The organism is Gynurincola endophyticus (assembly GCF_003991195.1).
Classification (GTDB): Bacteria; Bacteroidota; Bacteroidia; order Chitinophagales; family Chitinophagaceae; genus Gynurincola; species Gynurincola endophyticus.
This window is the reverse complement of the sequence record NZ_RCWL01000003.1, coordinates 16,395-41,956: the sequence shown is the minus strand read 5'-3', so window position 1 is coordinate 41,956 and position 25,562 is coordinate 16,395. Positions and strand designations below refer to the sequence as shown.

The window sequence follows — 25,562 nt, the reverse complement described above, 5'->3', positions numbered from 1 at the left end:
TATTTTGATAATTAATCTGTTAGAGAGTTTGATTAAATTGATTTACTAACCGATTAGTAAATTTCCTAATCAATTAGGAGTTTTGGGAAAAAAGATTTATTTTGTTGCTGACTTTTGTCGTGAAACGAACTATATCACTAAAAAAATCTCAATGAACAGATTAATATTGATTGGAAGTTTTATCGTGATGGCTCTGCTGGGCCTTGGTCAGAATCAATTTGTACTAAAAGGTCATATCGAGGCAGCATCTCCTGTTAAAATTCACCTCAGCTATCTTGATTATTCTGATAGTGTGGTTTCTGATAATGGTGTTTTTCGTTTTACGGGAATGCTCCCGCATCCGGCATTGTTTCGTTTTTATGTTACTGAAATTTCAAGCCAAAAGACTACCACGACCGAGTTTTTTGTAGAGAAAGGATGGATAAATTTATCTTCTCCCTTTTCTACCCTTAACATTGCTGTACCACAAATGGAGTTTGATCAATCGAACCGGATAATGAATGATCATTTGCAAAAGTTTTCTTCATTAGTTGGATTGTACCGGTATACTACCGACAGTCTTAGTAAAAGAAAAGACCTTGCAGAACGTGAAAGGAAAATTGGTAGCCAGCTGGCAAAAAAGATTATTGCTTTTGAAGAGATGTATGAAAAAGATTTTATTATCAGGAATAAGCAAAACTATGTAGGGGCTTATTTTTTGTACAGATATGGAGCTGGCTTTATGAATGATCGTGAAACTGACTCTGTTTTAAACTTGTTTGAACTACCTGTAAAGAAGGGTTATTATATTACTAAACTGGAAGAGAAGTTAAAGTATTCGTCATTATTAAGGGAGGGAGCAAAAGTACCAGACCTATACTTGTTAAATGATAAAAAGACAGCAGTAAACCTCAATACTTTACTTAACAATAAACTTACGCTGATTGATATTTGGGCAACCTGGTGCAAGCCCTGTATCGAAACACATGCGGTTCTGAGAGAATTATATACAAAATATAAAACTGCAGGATTAGAAATAATAGGTATTTCGCTCGATGATAACAAAGACAGCTGGAATAAATATATCGCAAGAGAAAAATTGGTATGGATGAATCTGATAGATCCCAAAGGCTCGAAAGGTGAAGCGAATAAAGTGTTTGATCTTGTAAATGGAAATGGTGTTCCTTTTTTCGCATTGGTGAATGAGAAAGGGGAATATGTCAAAGTTGATATGGATGAAAAAGAGCTGGAAGCTTTTATAAAAGAGTATCTTAAACCATAAAATAGATGCATCCTCATCGATCTGCAGTAAAGAAAAAACTCCTAAAAATAAATATTGAACAATAACAGCTCACGGCTTTGTTTTGTATGTTGTTGATTATCAAGAACAATTCATTGAGTATGTTTTAACGAACTCCTAATATCTCCTAATTCTTCAAAAATTAGGAGATATTGTTCTTTTTTTTCCTAATTTGGTAAAAATTAGGAAAGATATGAGGTTGCCCGCAAAACCACCTTTTGTTGCAAAAGGATTTATTTATTCCGATGGTCTGGATGAATTAATACAGCTCGGTCGTTTTTCGGAATTCCTGGATGTTTCTGACAGGAAATACTACTATTGGGATAAGTGGAAATATCTTGCATTGGAGTGGGGCATTGACCCGAAATTACTATGGTATACGGTAAAAACACATAGACTTTCTAATCGAAGAATACAAATATCTGCAATAGATGGATTTACTTTCCGCTTAGGAAATCCTTCGGTTGTTCAGGAGTTTCTACACCAATTTGACCTGAACCTTGGAGGTACTATTCAGGGGGAAAGTATTATTCCCGCAGAAGAAAGAGATAAATATCTCATAAGTTCATTAATGGAAGAAGCAATTGCTTCCAGTCAGATAGAGGGGGCTGCTACTACAAGAAAAGTGGCAAAAGAAATGTTGGAGAAAAACAGGAAGCCGAGAAATACTTCAGAGCAAATGATTCTTAATAATTATGAAGCAATGAAGTGGATCGTTAAAAATAAAGAACTTCCATTTTCTGTAGAAAATATAAAGCATATTCATGGCATACTCACGCGGTCAACACTTTCTGATGCAGAAGATGAAGGACATTTCAGAACAGGTAATGATATTAGCGTAGTAGATGTACAAACCGGAAATAGTGTTTATGTGCCACCGGATTTTAATAATTTGAATCAGCTAATGTGCGATTTCTGTAACTGGGCAAATAGTAATGAGAAAAATTCATTTTTTGTGCATCCCATTACTAAGGGAGTTATACTTCACTTTCTTATCGGTTACATACACCCATTTGTAGATGGAAATGGTCGTACGGCAAGAACAATTTTTTACTGGTTTCTGATTAAAAAAGGATACTGGCTGATTGAGTATATGTCCGTATCCAGAATCATACTCAATTCTAAAGCTCAATATGCACGGGCTTATCTATACACAGAACAGGACGAAAATGACCTGACCTATTTTTTACTGTACAACCTTAGGGCTATTCGTATTGCCCTCGAGGATTTAAAAAAATATATACAGCGTAAAACAGAAGAAAAGAGGAACTTGCTTGTTCTGCTCAGACACACAAACTTTAATGACCGTCAGATTGCTATTTTGCAAAACCTGATTCATGACCAGAACACTTATTTTACGGTCAAACAAATTCAAACGATGTTTGGAGTGAGTAATCAGACAGCGAGAAATGATTTGTCAGGATTAGTAGAAAAAGAGTTGTTAGAAGAAAGAAAAAACGGCCTGAAAAGTCAGTTTTTGCCAGTGGGTGATTTTTTGACAAAACTGCTAAAAAAGAAGTTTTAACTAAAATGAGATCAGCGCATTAATTTTATTGTGTTGAATATCAATAACAATCCGTTGTCTACACTTTTAATGATCTCCTAATATCTCCTAATTCTTCAAAAATTAGGAGATATTAGTAAGCCTTTATTTTTTTCTTTTGATGAACTGGTCAACACCTTTTTCCGGTTGCTCTATCCGGTACCCTGCTACCGATCCGTCGCCGTTCAGCAAGAAAGTATAAGTTAGCTGCGGTCGTATTCCAGATGCAACGAACTTTGTTTCAGTCAAAGGATATAATCCGAGCTCTTTACCACCGGTTGTAACGTACAATCTATAGTTTTTCACAGTAATTGTGGATGCTTCATTATTGTCTGAAATATAAGTTCCGGAACATTGCTGAAGCAGGCCTTCTGATACTCTTAAATCTTTCTCCATCGGTTGTCGGAATAATATTTTTCTGGTGTCTGAGTCAGGTATTCTCCAGCTACTGGTACCCATACCGTCATTTTGCAGTATAATGATCGTTCTGTCTGTATCCGGAAATCTTTCAATATAAGTCATATAACCCGGCCAGCTGCCACTATGGTAAACTCTTTTACCATAGGTTGAACTACTATCGATGAACCATCCGGCTCCGTATTTTGAAGGTTGTCCGGAGTTTAACAACGAACTGGTAAAGATGACAGCCTTCTCTTTTTCTGTAAATAATGTATGGTTCGACAATGCTTCGCTCCACTTTAGCAAGTCAGGCGTAGTAGAGTATAATCTTCCCTGGCCAAAAACACCATCAAACTTGTAACCATATTTCGAAAAGTCTGAAAAGCTTCCATCAGGCATTTCCGTATAAGCTTTTGCGAGTGCCGGAACTACTGTTTTGTCTTTATATACAAAAAGTATATTTGTATTATTCATTTTTAAAGGCTGAAAAATATGTTTCTGCAGGTAATCATTGAGTGAATGGCCAGAAACCCGTTCTATCACAGAACCCAGTAGAAGATATCCGGTATTACTATATTCAAACTTTTCATTTGCACTAAATTTTACAGCAGGTTTTATGTCTGCGAATCTTTTAATAACATCGGTATTCGTAACAATTTTGGAGGAATCCCAGTTGTCATTGAAGAGTATGGTATAATCGGGTAATCCTGATGTATGATGAACCAGATGATGGATGGTAATGCCATCATAAAAAGATAGTTCAGGTATATATTTCGAAACATTATCGCTGAAAGATAATTTCCCTTCCTTTTGCAGTAAAACTATTGCCGCTGCTGTGAATTGTTTTGTTACAGAGGCAAGGTTAAAAACAGAATGATCGTTCAGGGATGTATTGGGAGAACGGTTAGCTATTCCAAAGCTTTTCTGATAGATAATTTTTCCTTTTTCAGCAACTAATACATTACCATTAAACTCTCTGTATTTATACAATTCGGTATAAAACGAGTCGAGACGCGCAGCCGTTTCCGTAAATGATTGACTGCTTACTGTATTTTGCAGCGATGCGGTAATGGGAATCAGGACGAGAAGGGTAATTAATACTTTTTTCATGTACATTTTGTTTTTCTATGACAATGGAGCTCTCATTTTAACCAAGTTACGAACCTTTCGTAGATTGAGGTCGTTTTTAATGGTTAATTTTGTTCGTTAGCTTTGAGAATTGGGGGGATGACACTTGCCACGGGTATTAATAAGGATGAAGAATAGCGTGAGTTTTTATTAAAGAGTGTATTAGGATATAGTCATACGGCTTACTGCAAACTTAATGCGCTTAATTTCTCCTATGTTTGAAATGTTAATAGGAAATAGGAAGAGAATGAAGGTATGAAGGTAAAGCAGCGCAGAAAACAGCACTTCATTGGCTTTTCAACTTCATTTTCTTCATATTTATGATGGTGATTATAAGATAGAATGAGCCAAAGCGAAGCGGCAGGGGTATCTTAATTTCTTAATGGTAAAAACACCGATCAACAGAAGAAAATTCAATTCCTGTCAGCCTCGGTTTTCCCCACTACGTAGTCCTGGTAAGAATATTAACATTTCTACTGCTATACCGAACTGATTTAGGAGATGAGCGATTACCGGAATCCCGAAATATTTAGTAATTTTGCGCTTTAATTTACATAGACTTCATAACACATTATAATGATTCATTTCTTTGTGAACCCTAAGGATCTTGTGTATGGTGTTCAAACAGAAAATACTCCTTCTGCAGAAGACATTCAAAAGCTAAACTGGCTCTTCGGAAACGCGCAAAAACTCGACGAAACGACTGTAAACCGCACATTTGTGGGCCCACGTGCAGCAATGGTTACACCATGGAGTACGAACGCAGTGGAAATTACACAGAATATGGGTATTTCCGGTATTATCCGCATTGAAGAGTTTGAACCTGTAGCAGCCGATTTCAGCGATTTCGACCCGATGATTTCGCAGAAATATACCTCACTTACTCAGGATATGTACACTATTAATATTTCTCCGGAACCTATTCTGGAAATAGAAGATATTGATGCATATAACAAGCAGGAGGGATTGTCGTTAAGTGCTGAAGAAGTAACTTATTTAAATAACCTGTCAACAAAGATTGGTCGAAAGCTGACTGATTCTGAAGTTTTTGCATTTTCTCAGGCCAACTCAGAGCACTGCCGTCACAAAATATTCAACGGAACTTTTGTGATTGACGGAGAAGAAATGCCTACATCACTGTTTAAATTGATTAAAAAAACGTCTGAAACAAATCCAAACGGTATCGTTTCTGCGTATAAAGATAATGTGGCCTTTGTAAAAGGTCCGAAAGTGACTCAGTTTGCGCCGAAGTCGGCCGACAAACCTGATTTTTACACTGAAAAAGAGTTTGAATCAGTATTGTCGTTAAAAGCAGAAACCCACAACTTCCCTACTACTGTAGAACCTTTTTCAGGAGCAGCAACCGGTTCGGGCGGTGAAATCCGCGACCGTTTAGCCGGTGGTCAGGGAGCATTGCCTTTAGCTGGAACTGCTATTTACATGACTGCTTATTCCCGTTTGTTAGCAGACAGACCCTGGGAAAAAGCGATGCAGGAACGTCAGTGGTTGTATCAAACCCCGATGGATATTCTGATCAAAGCTTCTAACGGAGCTTCTGATTTCGGTAATAAATTCGGGCAGCCTTTGATTACCGGTTCTGTCTTGACCTTTGAGCATGAAGAAAATGGTCGTAAGTTAGGTTATGATAAAGTGATTATGCAGGCAGGCGGTATCGGATATGGTAAATTAGACCAGGCCAAAAAACATACTCCTAAAGAAGGCGACAAAATCGTAGTATTAGGAGGAGAAAATTATAGAATCGGAATGGGTGGTGCGGCAGTATCTTCTGCTGATACCGGCGCTTTCGGTTCGGGAATTGAGTTGAATGCCATTCAACGTTCAAATCCGGAAATGCAAAAACGTGCAGCCAATGCGATTCGCGGATTGGTGGAATCTGATAATAATCCGATCGTATCTATTCACGACCATGGTGCAGGTGGACACTTAAACTGTTTGTCTGAGCTAGTGGAAGAAACCGGCGGGTTGATTGATCTGGATAAATTACCGGTAGGAGATCCTACTCTTTCTGCAAAAGAAATTATCGGTAACGAATCACAGGAGAGAATGGGACTGGTAATCGGTGAAAAAGATATAGATATTCTGCAAAAAGTGGCAGACCGTGAACGTGCACCGATGTATACCGTAGGAGATGTAACCGGTGATCATCGTTTTACTTTCCAATCAAAAACCACCGGTGAAAAACCAATGGATTATGCATTGGAAGATTTCTTTGGATCGTCGCCTAAAACCATCATGAAGGATAAGAAAATAAATCGCGTATATGCCGATCTTTCTTATGATGTAAAAAATATTCCAACCTATCTGAACCAGGTTTTACAATTAGAAGCGGTAGCTTCTAAAGACTGGTTAACCAATAAAGTTGACCGTTGTGTGGGTGGCCGTGTTGCAAAACAACAATGCGCAGGTCCGTTGCAATTGCCTTTGAACAACGTCGGTGTAATGGCATTGGATTATAAATCTACTGAAGGTATTGCAACCACTGTAGGCCATTCTCCCTTAACAGCGTTGGTAGATCCGGCTGCGGGTTCAAGAAATGCAATTGCCGAAGCTTTATCGAATATCGTATTTGCACCGGTTAAGGATGGCTTGAAAGGAATTTCTCTTTCAGCCAACTGGATGTGGGCGTGTAATAACGAAGGTGAGGATGCGCGTTTATATCAGGCAGTGAAAGCTTGTTCTGATTTTGCAATTGAATTGGGTGTCAATATTCCTACCGGTAAAGATTCATTATCGATGAAGCAAAAATATCCTAACGGTGATGTGATTGCTCCGGGTACTGTGATTATCTCTGCTGCAGGGAATTGTACAAACATTCATAAAGTGGTAGAACCGGTTTTACAAAAAAATGCAGGTTCTGTTTATTATATCAACTTATCAAAAGATGCGTTCAAGTTAGGAGGTTCTTCATTTGCTCAGGTCAATAATAAGATCGGAACAACGGTACCTACTATTCAGGATGCTGCTTATTTTGCAAAAGCGTTTAATGCAGTTCAGGCATTAATAAATAATGATAAGATTGCTGCCGGCCATGACGTTGGTTCAGGTGGTTTAATAACGACATTACTTGAATTATGTTTTGCGGATGTAAACCTTGCTGCAAACTATGATCTTAGCGCGTTGAATGAAGTTGATACCGTGAAAGCATTCTTCAATGAAAACATTGCGATCGTATTACAGGCGAAAGATGATGTAGCTTTTGAACAATCATTAAAAAGCGCCGGTATAGAAGTTATAAAAATCGGAACTGTTGTAGAAGGAAAAGACGTTTCTTTCAAAAATAACGCTGATAGTTTTACATTTAATGTTGCTGAAACCCGCGATACCTGGTATAAAACATCATTCCTTTTAGATCAGAAGCAATCTAAAAACGGAATGGCGCAGGAGCGTTTCAATAACTATAAAATACAACCATTACAATATAATTTCCCTGCTCAATTCACGGGAAAAAAACCTGTGATAGACGCTGTTAAACCTCGCCCTAAAGCAGCAATTATTCGTGAGAAAGGTTCAAACTCAGAACGTGAGATGGCCAATGCGATGTACCTGGCAGGTTTTGATGTAAAGGATGTTCACATGACCGATTTGATTTCAGGTCGTGAAACACTGGAAGATATTCAATTCATCGGTGCAGTAGGCGGCTTCTCTAACTCGGATGTATTAGGTTCTGCAAAAGGTTGGGCCGGTGCGTTCCTTTATAATGAGAAAGCGAAGAAAGCCTTAGACAACTTCTTTGCCCGCCCTGATACAATGTCTGTTGGTATCTGTAACGGTTGTCAGTTGTTCATGGAATTGGAGTTAATTAACCCTGATCATGCTGTACACGGTAAAATGCATCATAACGTTTCGGGTAAGCATGAATCTAACTTTGTATCTGTAACATTACAGGAGAATAATTCAATCATGCTGAAAACCTTAGCAGGGTCTACATTAGGCGTTTGGATTTCACATGGTGAAGGAAAGTTTAAATTACCGAATACCGAAGATCAATACGATATCGTTGCGAAATATGCTTATGAAGGATATCCGCATAATCCGAACGGATCGGATTTCAATACGGCGATGATGTGTGATGCCACCGGCCGCCACCTGGTAACCATGCCGCATATTGAGCGTTCAATCTTCCAGTGGAACTGGGCACACTATCCGAAAAATCGCCAGGACGAGGTAACTCCCTGGTTAGAAGCTTTCGTGAATGCCAGAGTTTGGTGTGATGCGAATAAGAAATAAGAATTTGACAAATGATAAAAAAAGTCCCGCTTATACTAGCGGGACTTTTTTGTTTTATATCCTTTCCATAAGTTGAGTTAGTTTGTTTCTCCTTTAATATACTTTCTGATAATGTAATCAGTAATAGGTCTTAGCCTTAGTTGCTGATGAACCGGATGTTGGCCATCCGAAGTGTAATATTCTAATTCTCCATTGATCTTCACATACCATACGAACCCTCTTGAATTGTAACTGATCGTATCTGTTTGAGTAATTCTTTTTAGACGTTTAAGCTTTTCAGTATCCAGGGCAATAATTAAGGTGTCGCCTCTTTTTTGACCACAGGAAATCTGTTCGTATTGTTCACCCGTCCAATACATGCAGGACTCATTCAGCGAGAGGCTCATGGGTGAATTACTGTTATCTTGAGTATTACTAAACCAATAGATACTGCCAGAGATTAGTACTAGCAAAATAACGGGCCCAATCATCTTTTTTAAATTCAAATTTCTTTTAGTTGAGGAGTCTGCTACTGAATTTACTGCTGCACGGATAGCTTGTTCAGTATCTTTTGTACTTTCATTTTCTATGATTAACTCCACTTCTTTATCCTCTTTCAAATCTTCAACATCTTTTTGATCAGTTATTGCTTCACATAAGTTTACCACATATTTTCTTCCCAACTCAAAAGGTCTTGGTTTAAAATCAATTAACCAGGCTAAAAGTTCTACCGTCTTTTTTTCCGGGTCTTTAGTTTTGTTTTTTAAAAAATTAACGAGCGGCTTAAACTTGTCTGTCGGATAATCTTCAATTGCTTTCAGGGCAGTTTTTTTATCGGTTCCTTCTCCAAAGAAAATTTTTAAGATGCTGATATCCCGTTGTTCAAATCGCTCATTACAAATAATAAAACACTCATCTTTTAATTGAGCGGGAGTCGGTTCTATCATGTTTTGAGAAACATCATTTGTTTCTCTTTTTTTATTGTATAAGGCTAAAATGGCGTCGATATAATCACGATACATCTCAAAAAATTAAATAAGTCAAAAAGAATTATAGGAATTTATACGGCTTTTCCGGAATTAAACAGGAATCATCAGGTTTCGAAAGGAATGATCGGAATTCTCGGAATCGCTTGCAGATCAGCCCTTTATCCCATACTATCTTCGTTCTCGAAATCGGTTGAAATCTCACAGGCCATGAGATTTACTGTACAGCGCCGGTTTCACATTGAGTATTGAAAGCGGAAGTTAATAACCGTCTTTGGGAAGCGTTTACGGATTTCCGTAATCAATACTCATCTCTTCCCAAAAAAACGTGAGAGGTTTTTCCTCTTGCTCTGCTAACAACGCTGCACCGGAGCTAATGCCCGGGAGCAGTATCCATTCACTCATTCAAGAAATAATCAAATGTTATATTTATTTTTCGCCCTTTTAGTGGCGTTATGGCCGGGGCATGCACATAATCCAAATACAGGTACGAACTATACACAATCCAGTAACACCGGTGATGGTGGTGATGGCGGCGACGATGGTACGGGTGGTGAAACAGAACATATACCACCAAAACCTCCGAAACCACCAGTTCCATAACAGGCTTAACCAATAAGGCAAGATTTTTCTTGCCTTATTTTTTTGCCGCTAACGAAAGAGCATATGTTATTTTCTGTATTTTTAAAAAAATAGCGGTCTTGATAAAAATACCTATTTTTCTAATACTACTTGCTGCTGTCTTAGGTTTTCAAGGATGTAATGACTTTAATCAAGTCACTCCTCCCGAAGAATCTGTCGATTTTGGAAAAGGAGAATCATTTTTTAATATTAATAATGATTCGGCTTTTTATTACTTCAATCTGGTTGCTACTACCTCTTCCGATAGTTTAGAAATTGCCAGCGCCTACACATACATGGGCATTATTCAATATGGTGCCGGCGATTACTTTGGTAGTCAGGAAAGCTTACTACAATCATTGAAGCACTTAAATGAAAAAAAGGAAGATCATTTCCACTGTTTTTTCTCTACTTATAATGAACTGGGCAGAACGAGCGAACGTCTGAAAAACTACAATGCTGCTATAGATTATTACGACAGAGCTTTAAAATTTACCAATGACGGTGATTATGAATTAATTGTATTAAGTAATAAAGCAGTTGCTTTTGAAAAAAAGCAAGCATATGCAGCCGCTATTAATATCTATAATTCTATTATTGATCGGGCTACCAATAGTAAAAAACGATATGCCCGTATTTTATCGAATCTGGCGAGAACAAAATGGCTGGAAAATTCCCGGTATCAACCATTACCTGAGCTATGGGAGGCATTGAATATACGCCGAGAAGAAAAAGACAGTCTTGGCCTGAATGCCAGCTTTTCTCATTTGTCTGATTTTTATGCCAGACTACATGCTGACTCTGCGTTAATCTATGCTACCCGATTATATGGTACAGCGCGTCAGCTAAAAAGCGCAGACGATGAGTTAGAAGCGCTGAAGAAAATTATTAGTCTGGGATCTTCTGCTGTAAAAGACGAATATTTTGACAGATACCTTTATTTGAGCGATAGTATACAAACTGAAAGAAATAATGCAAAAAATCAATTTGCCTTAATAAGATATGACGCGGAAAAGGCAAAGGCAGACAATTTAGTATTACAGAAAGAGAATGCAGAAAAGAAAGTAAGAATTATATGGCAACAGGTATTGCTCTTGATTACGATTCTGTTAGCAGCCTTCGGATTTATCTGGTACAGGAGAAAAAAACAACAAACAATACGTGAACATCAATTGAAAACTTCACAAAAAGTGCATGATGTAGTTGCAAATGGTTTATACAGATTAATGGCAAAGGTTGAACATGAGCAGATTAATCAAAAAGATGATTTGTTGGATGAAATGGAAGTACTGTATGAAAAATCGCGTGATATTTCATACGACCAGATGGAGGCTTTACGTCCGGATTATCAGGAATCTGTATCCAGACTATTAAAGTCTTTTTCGTCGAATGACACGAAAGTCTGGATTATTGGAAACTCTAAGGAATTCTGGGATCAATTATCTTTAAAAATGAGAACACAGCTTGAGCATGTTTTACAGGAACTAATGATCAATATGAAAAAGCATAGCAAAGCAAAAAATGTAAAAATAATGTTTGATGTTAAACAGAAAGGTGTGGTTATCGACTATAATGATGATGGTATAGGCATGTCTCCCGATATTAATTATGGAAATGGGCTTAAGAATACGGAAAGCCGTATAACGGAAATGAATGGTAGAATTATTTTTGATAAAACACCCGCAAAAGGGTTGAATATTCAAATTTACATTCCAATCGAATAAGTAATATGATAAAAAAAGTACTCATTGCCGAAGACCACGAAAGTGCAAGTATTTCCGTTCAAAAAACATTAGCTGAGATTGGTTGCGATCAGGCTGATTATGTTTATTACTGCGATGATGCACTAATCAGGATTGAGAAAGCATGTCAGTCAAATAGTTCCTACGACCTTTTAATAACAGACTTGTACTTTGAAGAAGATCATCGGAAACAACAAATTTCTAATGGTAGAAATTTAATCATTGCAGCAAGAGCTATACAGCCAGATTTAAAGGTACTGGTATTTTCTGCCGAAGGAAGATCAGTTGTTGTAGAAAAACTATTCGGTGAATGCGACATTGATGGTTATGTCAGGAAAGCTCGTGGAGATGCAAAGGAACTAATGAAAGCAATTCATCAAATCGATAACAATCAAAGATACTTTCCAATACAATTCACTCAGGAGTTGAAACAAAATAATCATGAATTTACCGAGTATGATATGACTATAATATCACTTATGGTACAGGGTAAACGTCAAAAAGAAATTTCTGAATATCTAAGGGATAATAATATTACTCCCTCCGGTTTAAGCAGTATTGAAAAACGACTCAATTATATCAAAGACGTCTTCGGATTTTCTACAAATGAACAATTAATAGCACATTGCGTAAAGATTGGAGTTGTATAATATACTTCAATAGCCCCTTTTTACCTCCTCTTTTTAAAATAACATTTTTTTTGGGATTTACGGTTTTCCGTAAAAATTGATCAGCAGAGCCGGTTACTTTTAGTATGTCATTAAGCAATTCAATATGAAAGATTGCTACTCTAATGATAGCTCGACAGATTAGTTAATAAAAATCAGCGTAGTGAAGTTTTGATACTACTACCCTTTATCTATTCATGTAAAGCATTATTGTTAGAAATGATAATCCTTCATTAATATGTACTAAAAGCAATTATAATGAAAACTGGTTTCAGAATACCTTCAATAAAGAAGCGTATAGCTGCGAGAACTTCTGTTAAGCGTTATCTAAGACAATCAATGGGATTAAAAGCCCCAAAAGGTTGGGGTTGGATTACAGACCCTCGCAGGGCTGCTTACAATAGGGTTTATAGCAGAGTAACCGGAGGATGTATGGTTGCTGTCGTATACATCATTGGGATATTTATGCTCTTGATACAAATATTTTAATCTGCAATGAAGAGTTGCCTGTATATATCATTATTGTTAATCACGTCAGGTTGTGCCGAACGAAATGTATTTGTATGCGAAAGCGATCAGTCAGTAAAATATCACTATAAGGTAAACTGTATAGGAATACAAAAATGCCGATATAAGATTGTAGAAATATCAATTGACAGTGCAATGAATCAGGGTAAGTCACTTTGCAGTTGGGAAAATTAACGGCACTCGATAGCTGCAATATTCAATAAAACCAAATCAGATATAAAAATGTCAATTAATCTGCAAAAAATTACAATAAAAAATCAAGGCGATAGTCATTCAATTGATTTAAAGAAAAGAGAAGTTTTTCAAAAAGAAATTTTAATTAACCTCAATTGGTCTAATGGTGAATCAAAAAAAGGTTTTTTGGCTGGCTTATTAGGAAGGAATACAGATATTGATCTTGACTTAGGGTGCTTTTATGAGTTAAACAATGGTGATAAGCTGGTGATAGATGGTCTTCAGTTTTCTAAAGGACGGGGAGGTGCTAAAGATAGACTTACTAATCAGGGCAGGTATACTGATCGCCCATGGATTTGGCACACGGGTGATGACCGGGGTAGTAATATTGGTTCCGGAGAAAATATTTTAATTAACCCAATTGGTGTAAGAGATCTTAAGAGGGTTGTGGTTTATTGTTTCATTTATGATGGAGTAGCAAGATGGGCAGATACAAATGCTGTTGTAAATATAAAAGTTGCAGGAAATCCTGATGTAGAAGTAGAGCTCGGAAAGCAAAATAGTATAAAGAAATTTTGTGCTATAGCAGAGATTATGTTTAACCCGGATTCAATGAACGTAAAGAAGCTTGTAACATTTCATAATTCTCATAATGAGTGTGACAAGGCTTATAGTTGGGGTTTTAGATGGACTTCAGGCGCAAAATAAAACAACAATGGAATTAGATATTAACAAATGTCAGCATGTCTCCTTTGATATGTGGATGACCTTGATCAGGTCAAATCCATTATACAAAACAAAAAGGACTGAGTTATTAAAAGATGTCTTTTCAATAAAATCAGCTATCAATGAAATTGAAGCGATTATCAGGTTCTATGATAAAGAAGCTAATAGGATTTCAGAAAAAAGCGGTTTACACATACCTCGTGAAAAGATTTACTTGTCTTTATTAAAAGAAATGAATGTGTATGTGGCTAATGTGGAAAATAAAAAGTTTAAAGATTTTATCACAGCTGCCGATGAATTGTTTGTTAAATATAAACCGCTGTTGATTCAGAAAGATATCATATCGCTATTTAAAAAAATAGTCAGCAAAGGAAAAACTATAAGTGTTTTAAGCAATACCGCTTTCGTGAATGGAGCTGTTTTGAAGACGGCACTTCGGGATTACGAATTTGAGAAATACTTTTCCTTTCAACTATATTCAGATGAAACAGGCTTATCAAAACCTGGACCCGGAGCATTTGAATTGCTTTTTCAGAATGTATCAAGAATAAAAAATATTTACAGAAATGAAATCTTACATGTAGGAGACAGTATAATCGCTGATTTTAATGGTGCACGTGCTGCTGGATTTCAATCTCTTTTAATAAAAAAATAATGTTGTGAATTTTACATACAGTTTACATAAAATTAATCATAGGAATGATCTGATGTTTGATGCGTCTGGCTATAGCCTATTTAAGTTTGGAGATACTTCCTGGGCAGAAAAAATGGCAAATGCACTTTTTGATGGCTTTGTTAAGGAATATGGCAGTGTTCTGTTAAATCAAAAAGAAATTGTATTGCTTGCCAGTCCTTATTGTTCAATACCTACTGCATCTAATTTTCTTTGTTACTTTTTCAGAAAAAGGCTGAATGAGTTTCTCTATATGAATAAGAGAGATGCATGTTTAAATAGCAAAATTCATAGAAAACAAACTTATGTTGAAGATTATGGAAATCTGGATTATAAGCAACGTATTGACTTGATTTCAAATGACTCTTATTATATAGATAGAGAATTTGTAGAAGGTAAATTTTGTATTTTTTTAGATGATATAAAAATTACAGGAAGTCATGAATTTACAATAAATAAGATACTTAAGGAATACAATGTGTCTGGGAGATTTGTGTTTGTATATTTCGCAGAACTTGCCAATAAACTTATTCACCCGAGTATAGAAAATTATTATAACTATTATGCTGTTAAATCTCCTGAAGATATTGTCAGCATTATGAGGTCTTCCGTTTTTAAATTCAATACAAGGATAGTAAAGTATATTCTTTTAATGAAAGATATTGATTTTATGTTCGTGATTCAACGAGTTGAGAGTAAACAGAAACGTGAGCTGTTTGATTTAGCTATTAGCAATAATTATCATAAAATAATGGAGTATAAAAAAAATTTACAAAAATTAAACAATCTACTATGGCAATTAACTTACAAAAAGGACAACGGCAAAGTATTAGCGCACCAAAGTTTACCATTGGTTTAGGCTGGGATACTAACAACTCTACAACTGGAAGTGGATTTGACCTGGATGCTTCTGTTTTTATGTTAGGAGAAAATCGAAAAATTGTATCGGATCAACACTTTGTTTTTTATAATAATCTAAAATCTCCAAATGATGCTGTAGTTCACACCGGTGATAATCAGACTGGAGATGGGGATGGTGATGATGAACAAATTATAGTAGACTTATCAAGAGTTGAAGCTAGTGTAAATGAGATTTGTATAGTAGTTACTATCCATGATGCAATTTCACGTAATCAGAATTTCGGACAGGTGCGTAATTCCTGTATAAGAATTGTTGATTCAGTTTCAAACGAAGAGTTGTTGAAATACGAACTGGAAGAAGATTTTTCAATTGAAACAGCTGTAGAATTTGGACGAATTTATAAACGAAACGGTGAATGGAAGTTTGAGGCTGTAGGTGCAGGAATGAAGGGTGGGTTAGAAGATTATTTAAAGAAATATAATTAGAAAAGATGACAATAAATCTTCAAAAAGGACAACGAATAGATTTAAAAAAGAATAGCGTCGATCTGTTAAAAAATATATGTGTCGGGGTAAATTGGGGGGCTATTGAAAAAAAATCATTGTTTGGAAGTGTTTCGAAAGAGTCTGTTGATTTAGACGCCAGCTGTATTTTATTTGATGCTTCTGGACATGTGTTAGATGTAGTTTATTTCGGAAAGTTGATTTCGAGTGATGGTGCAATCAGGCATAGCGGAGATGATCTGACGGGTGATGTAGACGGTGATGATGGACTTGATAATGAAATAATAACTATTGATTTTTCCAGAATTAATCATTCTGTTGCCTATGCAGCCTTTGTTTTGAATAGTTTTCTTGGTCAAGACTTTTCAAAAATACCATTTGCTTCAATCAGGATTTATGAGGGAACGCCAACCAGTGTAGTGAATGGTATAGCTCAGTATAATATCGCTAAAGAACCGAATTTTATGGGTCATGTATCTATGATAATGGGCGTGTTCTACAAGCGAAATGGCGAATGGAAATTTAATGCAATCGGTGAGCCTACAAAAGACAAAAACTTAGAACAAACTATTGTAACTGTACAAAAAACATTTTTATAAATATGAGACGATTACCTGTTTATCTTCTATTAGATACCTCCGGATCGATGAGCGGCGAACCGATCGAGGCTGTAAAGAATGGTGTTCAGATGATGATGCATTCGCTAAGGCAAAATCCGCAAGCTATAGAAACTGCATTTGTAAGTATAATTACTTTTGATTCAGATGCTAAACAAATTATTCCACTAACAGATCTGGCATCTTTTCAAATGGTGAATATTCAGGCATGCGGTGTTACATCTCTAGGCGCCGCCATGAACTTGTTGGCGGATAGATTAAATACTGAAATTATTAAAACAACCACTGAACAAAAAGGTGATTGGAAGCCTCTGATTTTTATTATGACTGATGGAGTGCCAACAGACGATTGGATGTCAGGGTTTAATAATTTAAAGTCTGTAAATAAAGGTTTAATTGTTGGATGCGCGGCAGGACATGCAGCAGATGATAGCGTGTTGAAGCAGATTACTAACTCAGTGGTTAGGTTGGATAACGCTGATTCAGATAGTATCTCTAAATTCTTTCAATGGGTAACGGCTTCTATTTCTACATCTTCAACAAAAGTAGAAGAGTCTGGTAAAGAAGTAACCGGCTTAGAACACTTACCCCCACCTCCGTCAGAATTAGTAATAGTAGCATGATATGAATAGACGACTACTAGCCTATTTTCTATTAGACACTTCAGGTTCTATGCATGGAGAGCCGATTGAAGCATTAAATAATGGTTTCAATGGACTTGTGAATATGTTACGAATGGACCCGCAAGCAGTAGATTCCTTATTTCTGAGCGTAATAACCTTTGATAAAGTGGTGAAGAATCTGGTTCCTTTAACTGATCTGGTAACTTTTCAACCTGTAGAAATTCGTTGTCCTGAAAGTGGTCCGACACATACGGGTGAAGCACTTGAAATGTTGTACACTTTGGTAAATAGAGAGTTAATCAAAGGCTCTTCAGACCGTAAGGGTGATTGGAAACCGCTACTTTTTGTTTTTACAGATGGAAAACCTTCAGATATTGGAAAATATAAAGAGTTTGTGGCTAAAATAAAAAACATTGATTTTGGAATTATTGTTGGTTGTGCTGCAGGTCCGAAAGCTGAAGTTGAGTCACTAAAAATGCTTACAGAAAATGTTGTAAGGCTTGATACGACTGATGCCAATACTTTAACGTCTTTCTTTAGATGGGTAAGCTCCTCCATAGAGCTCGGTAGTAAATCTCAGGGTACGGGAGAGATTATTACATTACCGCCGCCCCCTGCAGAACTTGTTATTGAAGGATAAGTATTCTATAAATTTCTTTGAAGAATAAAACAATCCGGAGGAGAGATTACTTTCTTATAACTCCCTGATACATCCGCCTGCCTGATATTTAAAAAATCTATTAATGGAAATATTTTTAAAGAACCTGTTGGAAGAAAACAACATCGACCCTGCTAAAATTGCAAGTGATACTTTTTTAAAACTAACCGAAAACGCCAGAATCGCAGATTTAAGCAGGTCTATTACTGATAAAAAAAAACAGATAATAGATATTGTCAATATATACAAGGATAAGGAAGAATTTAAGAATTCCAGAATTGTTATGGATAATGCAAGTGCTAAGAAAGAATATGTTTACACATTTGATTTGACTCCTTATCCGAATATTGTAATTAAAGAGATAAAAAATATTGATTCAATAGGACTGAATTTTGATGCTGAGGCCGTATCTGTTTACGGAGTACCCTTGTTGGCTAATTCAGTTGAATTGTATTTATCCTTTTACAATAAGAATGATGAGAATCAGAGTGAGGATATTAAAACAGTTACTCTGTTAGTTAATGCAGATCCGAAAGACTTATGGAACAACATACCGAGCGACAAAAACCTGAGATATGCGAAAGGAGATATGGAATGCTTCGTTGGTTCTTTTTTAGATAGAAAAATTGTAATAGCATCAACAAGAGGAAGGTCGCATGCACATGAAGGGCTCTCTAGGGATGATCATTTTTGTAGTAAGGATTTGTTGAATGGATGGAGTATTATATCAGTTGCTGATGGTGCTGGTTCTGCAAAATATGCAAGAGAAGGTTCCAGGATCGCAACAGAAAGTATTGTTGAATTATTTAATAATGAAACTATTTTGTTAGAGTTAGATCATCTGATTCATCTCTATTTCTCTGATAGCAATCATGAAGATCTTTCGATTAAGACGGATAATCCGTTTGATACAGGTGAAGATACTCTTGAAAAAGAAAAAATAAAGATAAAATCTTCTATAATAAACATATTGTATAAGTCTGTAAGAAGTTTACACACGTTGTTGTCTGATTACGCAAAACAGGAATCTATTTCAATAAAAGATCTGAATACTACCTTGATTTTTACGCTGATAAAAAAGTTTGACTTTGGATATGCGGTTCTTTCCTTTGGGGTTGGAGATTGTCCTATCAACGTAATCTCAAAAGATTTTAATGAGGTTAAATTGCTAAATATGCTGGATGTAGGGGAGTTCGGCGGAGGTACGAGATTTATTACAATGCCTGAGATTTTTAACAATCCAAGTATGAGTTCCAGATTCGCAATTCATAAGTTTCAGGACTTTTCGAAAATATTTTTAATGACCGATGGAATTTATGATGCAAAGTTTGTAACAGAAAATAAGCTGGAAGATTTGGATACCTGGAAAGCTTTTATGGATGATTTGAATGGAATAAATGAAGATCAGTTTAAAGTTGATTTTGACAATGACATAAATATAGAGATCGATCTTTTAAAATGGATGGATTTCTGGAGTAAAGGGAATCACGATGATAGAACATTAGCAATCATTTACTAAATATAATATGAAAATTATAAAAGTTGCTTCTGTCATTGATTCTACAAGAATTTATGAATATGTTGATGATGGAAGCCCTAAGCAAGGGGGAGTTAAAGACGTCTACTTTTCGCCAGACAGAAAGTATGTTGTAGCTTTTTTTAGAAGTCCTTTAGACTTTAATCAAAAGGATAGAATTAAACGTATTGTTACTTTGTATCTGGATAATATCAAAAAAGGAAATGCTGCAGATTATTTTCTGGAGGATGTTTTTAGATGGCCTTATGATGCAGTGGAAAAGGAAGGAAAAACTGGTGTAATTGTACCTATTTATAGTTCCAGATTTTTTTTCTCTAAAGGATATCAAAATTCAGACACCATAAAAGGGGGAGAAAAAGTAGGAAAATGGTTTACTGCTCCTTCGTTTAGAAACAATCAATACCCACTTTCATTAGACAGGTCAGAATTGGGTGACTGGCTCGGTTATTTTCAAGTAGCTATAAACATATGCCGGGGAGTTAAGAAAATGCATCAAATGGGTTTAGCTCATTCAGATTTGTCTTATAATAATGTTTTGGTAGATCCGGTTACAAAATCTGCAAATATTATTGATTTGGATGGATTGGTGGTTCCCGGCTTATTTCCCCCGGAAGTAATTGGTACTGCAGATTTCATTGCTCCCGAAGTTTTGCGAACAAAGCATTTGAATATTACAGATCCAAACAGAATATTGCCCAATCAAAAAACAGATCTGCATGCGTTAGCTGTTCTGATATATATGTATTTACTAAGGCGTCATCCTTTACGGGGAGGAAAGATCTGGGATGTAGACTCTGAAAAGGATGAGCTTCTGGCAATGGGCGAAAAAGCTTTATTCGTCGAACATCCAATGGATATTACTAATCGGGTAAAGGTAGATCAATTAAGAAAGTGGGATGCGTTTTGGGGAGATACAAACAAGTTACCATATACTATTACCGGTCCTTATCTTTCAGAGTTATTTAAGCATGCTTTTGTAGATGGATTGCATGACCCTATAAAGAGACCGATTGCAAATCAATGGGAAACCGCCTTGCTTAAAACAGTAGATTTAATACAGCCTTGTACCAATCCTGTATGTGAAGAAAAATGGTATGTCTTCGATAATACATCCAAACCGCAATGTCCTTTTTGTGGTACGAGATATAAAGGCTCTTTACCAGTTATTGATTTATACTTTAAGTTTAAGAATGATACATGGAAGTCAGAAAATCATAGGTTAATGGTTTATCATAATCAATATCTTTTTAAGTGGCATGTATCCAGAAAGTTTATAAGAAATGAAAATATCTCTAAAGAAGATAAAACACCTGTAGGCTACTTTACATTTCACAAAGGTAAGTGGGTGCTTGTTAATACAGGGTTACAGGGTATGAGAGATCTTACAAATCAGAAAGACGTTCCCACAAACTCTATGATTGAATTGTCAAGTGGAATGAAAGTAAGGCTTTCTGATGAGGATGGGGGACGTCTTTTATATGTCACAATCATAAATCAATAAAATAATTATGGAAAAAAGTATTTTAGAGTTGCACCCTGGACTTTTATGGGGTTTTGGAATAACGGTGATCATTATGCTATTATTAGACCTGGGTGTTTTTAATAAAAAAATTCATGTCATATCTTCAAGAGAAGCTACTATATGGTCGGTCATATGGATCTGTTTAGCTATGTTGTTTTCTGGGGTTATTTACTGGGTTTTTAATACTGACTCTTCAGGAAATGAGCTCGCCATTGAAAAGTTTACTCAGTTTCAGGCAGCTTACTGGATAGAAAAAGCATTGTCTGTCGATAATCTTTTTGTTTTTATACTTGTGTTCTCATACTTTAAAGTTCCCCGGGAATTACATCACAAAGTATTGTTTTGGGGTATTTTAGGTGCTTTGGTTTTCAGGGCTGTATTTATATTCGCGGGTGTCGGAATAATAAATGTTACTTATTTGCCGGTTCTTGAACTCTTAGGTAAACCGGTTCAAATCAATATTGTACTTACTTTATTTGGCCTCTTTCTTATTTATGCTGGCATTAAGTCATGGGGCGGAGGAAATGATGAGGAAGATCAGGACTTTGGTAAATCTGCTGGAGCAAGATTGATAAAACGCTTATACAAAGTTAGTGATAATTATGACGGTGATAAGTTCTTTACTATTCAAAAAGGAATTAAGATTGCAACTCCTTTGTTGGTTGTTGTAGCTGTTATTGAGTTTACGGATGTGCTTTTTGCTGTGGATTCTATTCCTGCAATTTTTGCAATATCAAAAGATCCTTTTATCTTATATACTTCTAATATATTTGCCATTTTAGGTTTACGGTCACTTTACTTTTTGTTATCAAACTTCATTCATATGTTTAGTAAACTGCCGTATGGTCTTTCTATTATACTAAGTTTTATCGGAATTAAAATGGTTCTTTCCCCATGGCTTCACATACCTTCTACTATTTCTTTAGGTATTGTTGGTGGAGTGTTGATTATTTCAGTAATAGCTTCTTTAATGTTTCCGGAAAAAAAGATTCCTTCCTTGTAATTATACATTCATAAACCATACGACAAATGATATTAACAAAAAAGCTCGTCGTATGGTTTATTTCAATTCTTTAGTACAGTTAATTAACTTTCAACGAACTCATAATTTCTTCTGCGTAAGTTTTTATATCCGGCCAGGCGCTAGCAGGGCTGGTAAAATTGATTAGTAAAAGTTGTCCGTCCAGACTGGTAAAAAGAAAGTAAGTAAATGATTCTTTTTCAGTATATATTACTTTGATAAACCCTATGTTTTTTTCAAACTGCTCTATGACTCCATCTTCTATCCATTCAATACCTCTTTCTTTTTTCATATGACTCATATGAAATTCTTTAAATTCCTTTACCTGTCTGTTACTAACTCTCTGAGGCATCTTTATAAATTTTATACTGGTTTTATTTTCTTTATTTACCAGTATTACAGAGGGGCGCATGGTCGGGTCAGGATATTCTTTAATTATTTTTTCCTGTGATTCTTCTTTATACGAATCTTCCAGCGTTATTTCTACTTTGTCGTTTAAGAAAACTCTTGTTGATTTTGTATTTTGCCCAAAAGTAATATTGCTTAAAGACAATAGTATTAGTAAAAATGAAGCAATTTTTTTCAAATCAATAATTTACTTATGTTTTAAATCGTGTTCCGAATAACAATTATAAGTATAAAAATTGATTTAAAGAGCTTATTGATTGAATTAATAAGTAAAGATGGGGGCCGGCTGGTTATTATACATTGTAGTCAAAACTTCATCAATAATTTCTTCCGTTTTGTCGGGATAGTTCACTGATATAGGTGTTGATGAGTTTACCCATGTACGCAGCAACTTTAAATTCTTTTCCTTTAAACATTTCATCACCGGTATACCCATTTCCTGCAACGCAGCGGCATTACAGTGTTGTTCATACTGATTTTTCATAGGAACTACCAGTAATTTCTTTTTTAAGTAAAGCGCTTCGGCGGGTGTCTCAAAACCTGTACCGCAAAGAACTCCTTCCGAAGACGCCATGCTTTCTATAAAGGCACTATTATTAATCGGAAAAAAAGATATGTTGTTTATCGTATATGCCCTCTTACAATGCTTTGAAAATACCTGCCATTTGATATCGGCGCAGGTACTGAGAGCCTGTAAAATTCGTTCGTCACTATATGCAGGAAGATACACGGTGTAATGGCCAAGATTAGTAGGAGTGAGCGACCGGATCTGATTGCGTATAACCGGTGTGTATATCTTGTCGTTATAAGATTTGAAGTGGAAACCGAAATGATGAGTGGCCGGAGCATATTTGCTCATAATCGCCCGACCGATAATATCCTTATGTGAAGGCTTAGGTGACTGAGGTTGCATCACTGCTGCCTGATGGCTAAGCGCAATGCAGGGCTTGTTTTTAAGATAACATGCCCACGCAGAAACAGGTTCAAAGTCATTAATCACAATGTCATACTCGTCTACCGGAACAGTTCTGATTTCTCTTACTAATTGTCTGAAATTACTTTTCTTCAATGTGTCCACCAGATCTACGCCACCCTTTTTTCCAAATGTAAAACTTAATCCTCTGAAACGATAGTTGACTTCGAAAGGTAGCTCTATATCACATTGTGTTCCGCTGATTAAAATATCTACATTGCCTTTTTTTTGCAAAATAGGAATGATGTCGAAGGCGCGGCTGATATGGCCATTGCCGGTTCCCTGTATTGCATATAGTATTCTCATATTGCTTTCATCAGGTTAAATTCGTGTAACAGATTTGAAAAGAGAATTGAGTCATTGAACTCTTCTTCTTCTACCAGTATTTCTGAAAAATGACTTTTATCATAACGGTAAAGTGTCCATTCTCCGTTTTGAAATTCTAGAGCACTGAGATTTTCTATCCAGTCGCCAGAATTTAAATACATAATAGAACCGTTTGAATTCGAAATCTCTCTCATTTCCGGTTGATGGATATGACCACATACCACATAATCATACTGATTCATAATACCAATGTCAGCACTTGTTTGTTCAAAATTATTGATGAACTTGACGGCCGATTTTACACTGTTCTTGATTTTTTTGGAAAGAGAGAGTTTACCCTGGCGGAATATTTTTTCTGAGATGAAATTTACAAAGCTGTTTAATAAAATCAGACTATCATAACCGATCGCACCCAGCTTTGCCAACCATTTGGAATGCTGCATGGTTACATCAAAAACGTCTCCGTGAAAAATCCATGCTTTTTTATTATCCGGTAAGTCTAGTACAAGTTTGTTAACAATTTGAAGCGAACCCATTTTTAATCCGGCAAACTTCCTCAACATTTCGTCGTGATTACCCGTGATGTAATAAACTTTTTTCCCTTTGCTCGCCCAACCCATTAAATGTTTTACCACCTTCATGTGGCTTTTAGGCCAGTATCGTTTACTGAATTGCCAGATATCAATAATATCTCCGTTCAGAACAATTTGTTTGGGGTTAACGCTTTTTAAATACTGGAGTAGTTCTTTTGCACGACATCCGTAGGTACCGAGGTGAATATCTGAAAGAACAAGAATATCTACGTTTCTTTTATGACCTTTCATGGACATAAAAGTAGAAGTGCCGTATGATTTATTGTTTACAGAATCTTTACCAAATTATTAATTCGGGTATTTTCTGAGTTGATAAATACCATATAAATAACTGCTGTTGGGTTACAGCATTGTTTAATCGTTAGATATACAATCGATTACATTTTTTCAGATAAAGAAAAATTCAATGACGCAGCTTTTATCGACTGGAGGTGAATCGTGCCAGAAAATATCCGATTCCCTCATAAAGTGTATTAGAGAATATGTTGTTAAGTATAACTTAACCTCGGATCGTTAAAAAAATCGTTCACGAGATTGGGATTAGCATTCTCTAAACTTCCCAATTTCTCTATCTTTTCAACTTTATTTCCCGGCGTCTCCTCTGTATAAATATTATAAAAGAGAAGCCCGGATTCTGTAATATCATAAGTGCTGGTTTCTCCATCCGGTTGTTCTGCTTCGAGATTTTTTGCTGCTAACCCATTTACTGTACTATATTCTAAGGAGAAACAGGTCATGTTAAAGTGATGAACAATATCAGCGTCATAAATACTAATAGCTGTAACGCCTCCAAAGTACCATGGAGCCGGTGATGCATAGGTCATTTTTGTACCGTCACGGAATATCACTGTCCGGTTTTTACCAAACCTGTCTTTGATATGTTTACCGTTCAGGTTTTCGTGGCTGGCCGGAGATAATTGCCCCGGTTCCCCATCTCCCCAGAATTCAAATTCGAAGTTCGAATAAGCATTGTCACGCAGTTTAATGATCAGTGACTCAGGGGATTTTCTTTCGATTCTGATCGTTACTCCTGCTACAGATTCGTAGACGTATACCTGTTCACTCAATTTGCTGAGCCCGGGGCCGGTAGAAACTGTCTTACAACTACCTAATACAGGCGTTTCTTCTTCCTGTTCTCCTTTCGACTTTTTGCAGGAGGTTGATACGAGAACAGCGAACATTGCAAACAAAAGCCATGGTTGCGAAAGGTTTCTATTAAACATA

General features: G+C 36.2%; 22 protein-coding genes. 16 read left to right on the top strand and 6 right to left on the bottom strand.

Annotated features, from left to right (window positions below; genetic code table 11):
• The first annotated feature begins 151 nt into the window (after positions 1-151).
• Both D9O48_RS06765 and D9O48_RS06760 read left to right on the top strand, forming a co-directional pair.
• On the top strand, positions 152-1,261 hold the full coding sequence (locus tag D9O48_RS06765; RefSeq protein WP_126971966.1) for a TlpA disulfide reductase family protein: 1,110 nt from the start codon (positions 152-154) through the stop codon (positions 1,259-1,261).
• Between the two features lie 211 nt (positions 1,262-1,472).
• The gene (locus D9O48_RS06760) at positions 1,473-2,804 is read left to right on the top strand and encodes a Fic family protein (protein ID WP_126971964.1); all 1,332 of its coding nucleotides are present in this window, start codon (positions 1,473-1,475) and stop codon (positions 2,802-2,804) included.
• 123 nt (positions 2,805-2,927) lie between these two features.
• Here D9O48_RS06760 and D9O48_RS06755 read toward each other — a convergent pair whose 3' ends face one another.
• Positions 2,928-4,331, bottom strand: a complete 1,404-nt coding sequence (locus D9O48_RS06755; protein WP_158624838.1) for a serine hydrolase domain-containing protein — start codon at positions 4,329-4,331, stop codon at positions 2,928-2,930.
• 594 nt (positions 4,332-4,925) lie between these two features.
• Between D9O48_RS06755 and purL the strand changes: the two genes are divergently transcribed.
• Complete coding sequence (gene purL / locus D9O48_RS06750; protein WP_126971960.1) at positions 4,926-8,597, top strand: phosphoribosylformylglycinamidine synthase; 3,672 nt, start codon at positions 4,926-4,928, stop codon at positions 8,595-8,597.
• Between the two features lie 77 nt (positions 8,598-8,674).
• On the opposite strand, the gene D9O48_RS06745 is transcribed toward purL, so the two are convergent.
• The gene (locus tag D9O48_RS06745; RefSeq protein WP_126971958.1) at positions 8,675-9,598 is read right to left on the bottom strand and encodes a hypothetical protein; all 924 of its coding nucleotides are present in this window, start codon (positions 9,596-9,598) and stop codon (positions 8,675-8,677) included.
• 384 nt (positions 9,599-9,982) lie between these two features.
• On the opposite strand from D9O48_RS06745, the gene D9O48_RS06740 reads away from it, so the two are divergent.
• The 13 genes from D9O48_RS06740 (at position 9,983) to D9O48_RS06675 (ending at position 22,019) form a co-directional block, all read left to right on the top strand.
• Complete coding sequence (locus D9O48_RS06740) at positions 9,983-10,165, top strand: hypothetical protein (protein WP_126971956.1); 183 nt, start codon at positions 9,983-9,985, stop codon at positions 10,163-10,165.
• Between the two features lie 98 nt (positions 10,166-10,263).
• A complete protein-coding gene (locus tag D9O48_RS06735) occupies positions 10,264-11,907 on the top strand; it encodes a tetratricopeptide repeat-containing sensor histidine kinase (RefSeq protein WP_126971954.1) in 1,644 nt (547 codons plus the stop codon).
• Between the two features lie 5 nt (positions 11,908-11,912).
• Positions 11,913-12,575: a response regulator gene (locus D9O48_RS06730; RefSeq protein WP_126971952.1), complete on the top strand. Its 663-nt coding sequence runs from the start codon at positions 11,913-11,915 to the stop codon at positions 12,573-12,575.
• A gap of 768 nt (positions 12,576-13,343) precedes the next feature.
• Positions 13,344-14,003, top strand: coding sequence for a stress protein (locus tag D9O48_RS06720; RefSeq protein ID WP_126971948.1), 660 nt, complete (start codon positions 13,344-13,346; stop codon positions 14,001-14,003).
• Positions 13,948-14,676 carry an HAD family hydrolase gene (locus D9O48_RS06715; protein ID WP_126971946.1) on the top strand — a complete coding sequence of 243 codons (729 nt, stop codon included), beginning with the start codon at positions 13,948-13,950 and terminating at the stop codon, positions 14,674-14,676. The genes D9O48_RS06720 and D9O48_RS06715 overlap by 56 nt, the downstream gene beginning before the upstream one ends.
• 4 nt (positions 14,677-14,680) lie before the next feature.
• Positions 14,681-15,553 carry a phosphoribosyltransferase family protein gene (locus D9O48_RS06710; protein ID WP_199750524.1) on the top strand — a complete coding sequence of 291 codons (873 nt, stop codon included), beginning with the start codon at positions 14,681-14,683 and terminating at the stop codon, positions 15,551-15,553.
• On the top strand, positions 15,487-16,041 hold the full coding sequence (locus tag D9O48_RS06705) for a TerD family protein (RefSeq protein ID WP_126971942.1): 555 nt from the start codon (positions 15,487-15,489) through the stop codon (positions 16,039-16,041). The genes D9O48_RS06710 and D9O48_RS06705 overlap by 67 nt, the downstream gene beginning before the upstream one ends.
• Before the next feature lie 5 nt (positions 16,042-16,046).
• Positions 16,047-16,658, top strand: a complete 612-nt coding sequence (locus tag D9O48_RS06700) for a TerD family protein (RefSeq protein ID WP_126971940.1) — start codon at positions 16,047-16,049, stop codon at positions 16,656-16,658.
• A gap of 2 nt (positions 16,659-16,660) precedes the next feature.
• Positions 16,661-17,299, top strand: a complete 639-nt coding sequence (locus D9O48_RS06695) for a vWA domain-containing protein (protein ID WP_126971938.1) — start codon at positions 16,661-16,663, stop codon at positions 17,297-17,299.
• Between the two features lies 1 nt (position 17,300).
• On the top strand, positions 17,301-17,939 hold the full coding sequence (locus tag D9O48_RS06690; RefSeq protein WP_126971936.1) for a vWA domain-containing protein: 639 nt from the start codon (positions 17,301-17,303) through the stop codon (positions 17,937-17,939).
• Between the two features lie 103 nt (positions 17,940-18,042).
• On the top strand, positions 18,043-19,476 hold the full coding sequence (locus tag D9O48_RS06685; protein WP_126971933.1) for a PP2C family serine/threonine-protein phosphatase: 1,434 nt from the start codon (positions 18,043-18,045) through the stop codon (positions 19,474-19,476).
• Between the two features lie 7 nt (positions 19,477-19,483).
• Positions 19,484-20,995: a helix-hairpin-helix domain-containing protein gene (locus D9O48_RS06680; protein ID WP_126971931.1), complete on the top strand. Its 1,512-nt coding sequence runs from the start codon at positions 19,484-19,486 to the stop codon at positions 20,993-20,995.
• Between the two features lie 7 nt (positions 20,996-21,002).
• Positions 21,003-22,019: a TerC family protein gene (locus D9O48_RS06675; protein ID WP_126971929.1), complete on the top strand. Its 1,017-nt coding sequence runs from the start codon at positions 21,003-21,005 to the stop codon at positions 22,017-22,019.
• Between the two features lie 79 nt (positions 22,020-22,098).
• Here the strand turns inward: D9O48_RS06675 and D9O48_RS06670 are convergent, their stop codons facing one another.
• From D9O48_RS06670 to D9O48_RS06655, 4 genes are all read right to left on the bottom strand, one after another.
• Positions 22,099-22,623: a hypothetical protein gene (locus tag D9O48_RS06670; RefSeq protein ID WP_126971927.1), complete on the bottom strand. Its 525-nt coding sequence runs from the start codon at positions 22,621-22,623 to the stop codon at positions 22,099-22,101.
• Positions 22,624-22,707: 84 nt separating this feature from the next.
• The gene (locus D9O48_RS06665) at positions 22,708-23,724 is read right to left on the bottom strand and encodes a glycosyltransferase family protein (RefSeq protein ID WP_126971925.1); all 1,017 of its coding nucleotides are present in this window, start codon (positions 23,722-23,724) and stop codon (positions 22,708-22,710) included.
• The gene (locus D9O48_RS06660; protein WP_126971923.1) at positions 23,721-24,569 is read right to left on the bottom strand and encodes a UDP-2,3-diacylglucosamine diphosphatase; all 849 of its coding nucleotides are present in this window, start codon (positions 24,567-24,569) and stop codon (positions 23,721-23,723) included. Before D9O48_RS06660 ends, D9O48_RS06665 begins: the two co-directional genes overlap by 4 nt.
• Positions 24,570-24,826: 257 nt before the next feature.
• Positions 24,827-25,561 carry a hypothetical protein gene (locus D9O48_RS06655; RefSeq protein WP_126971921.1) on the bottom strand — a complete coding sequence of 245 codons (735 nt, stop codon included), beginning with the start codon at positions 25,559-25,561 and terminating at the stop codon, positions 24,827-24,829.
• Between the last annotated feature and the right edge of the window lies 1 nt (position 25,562).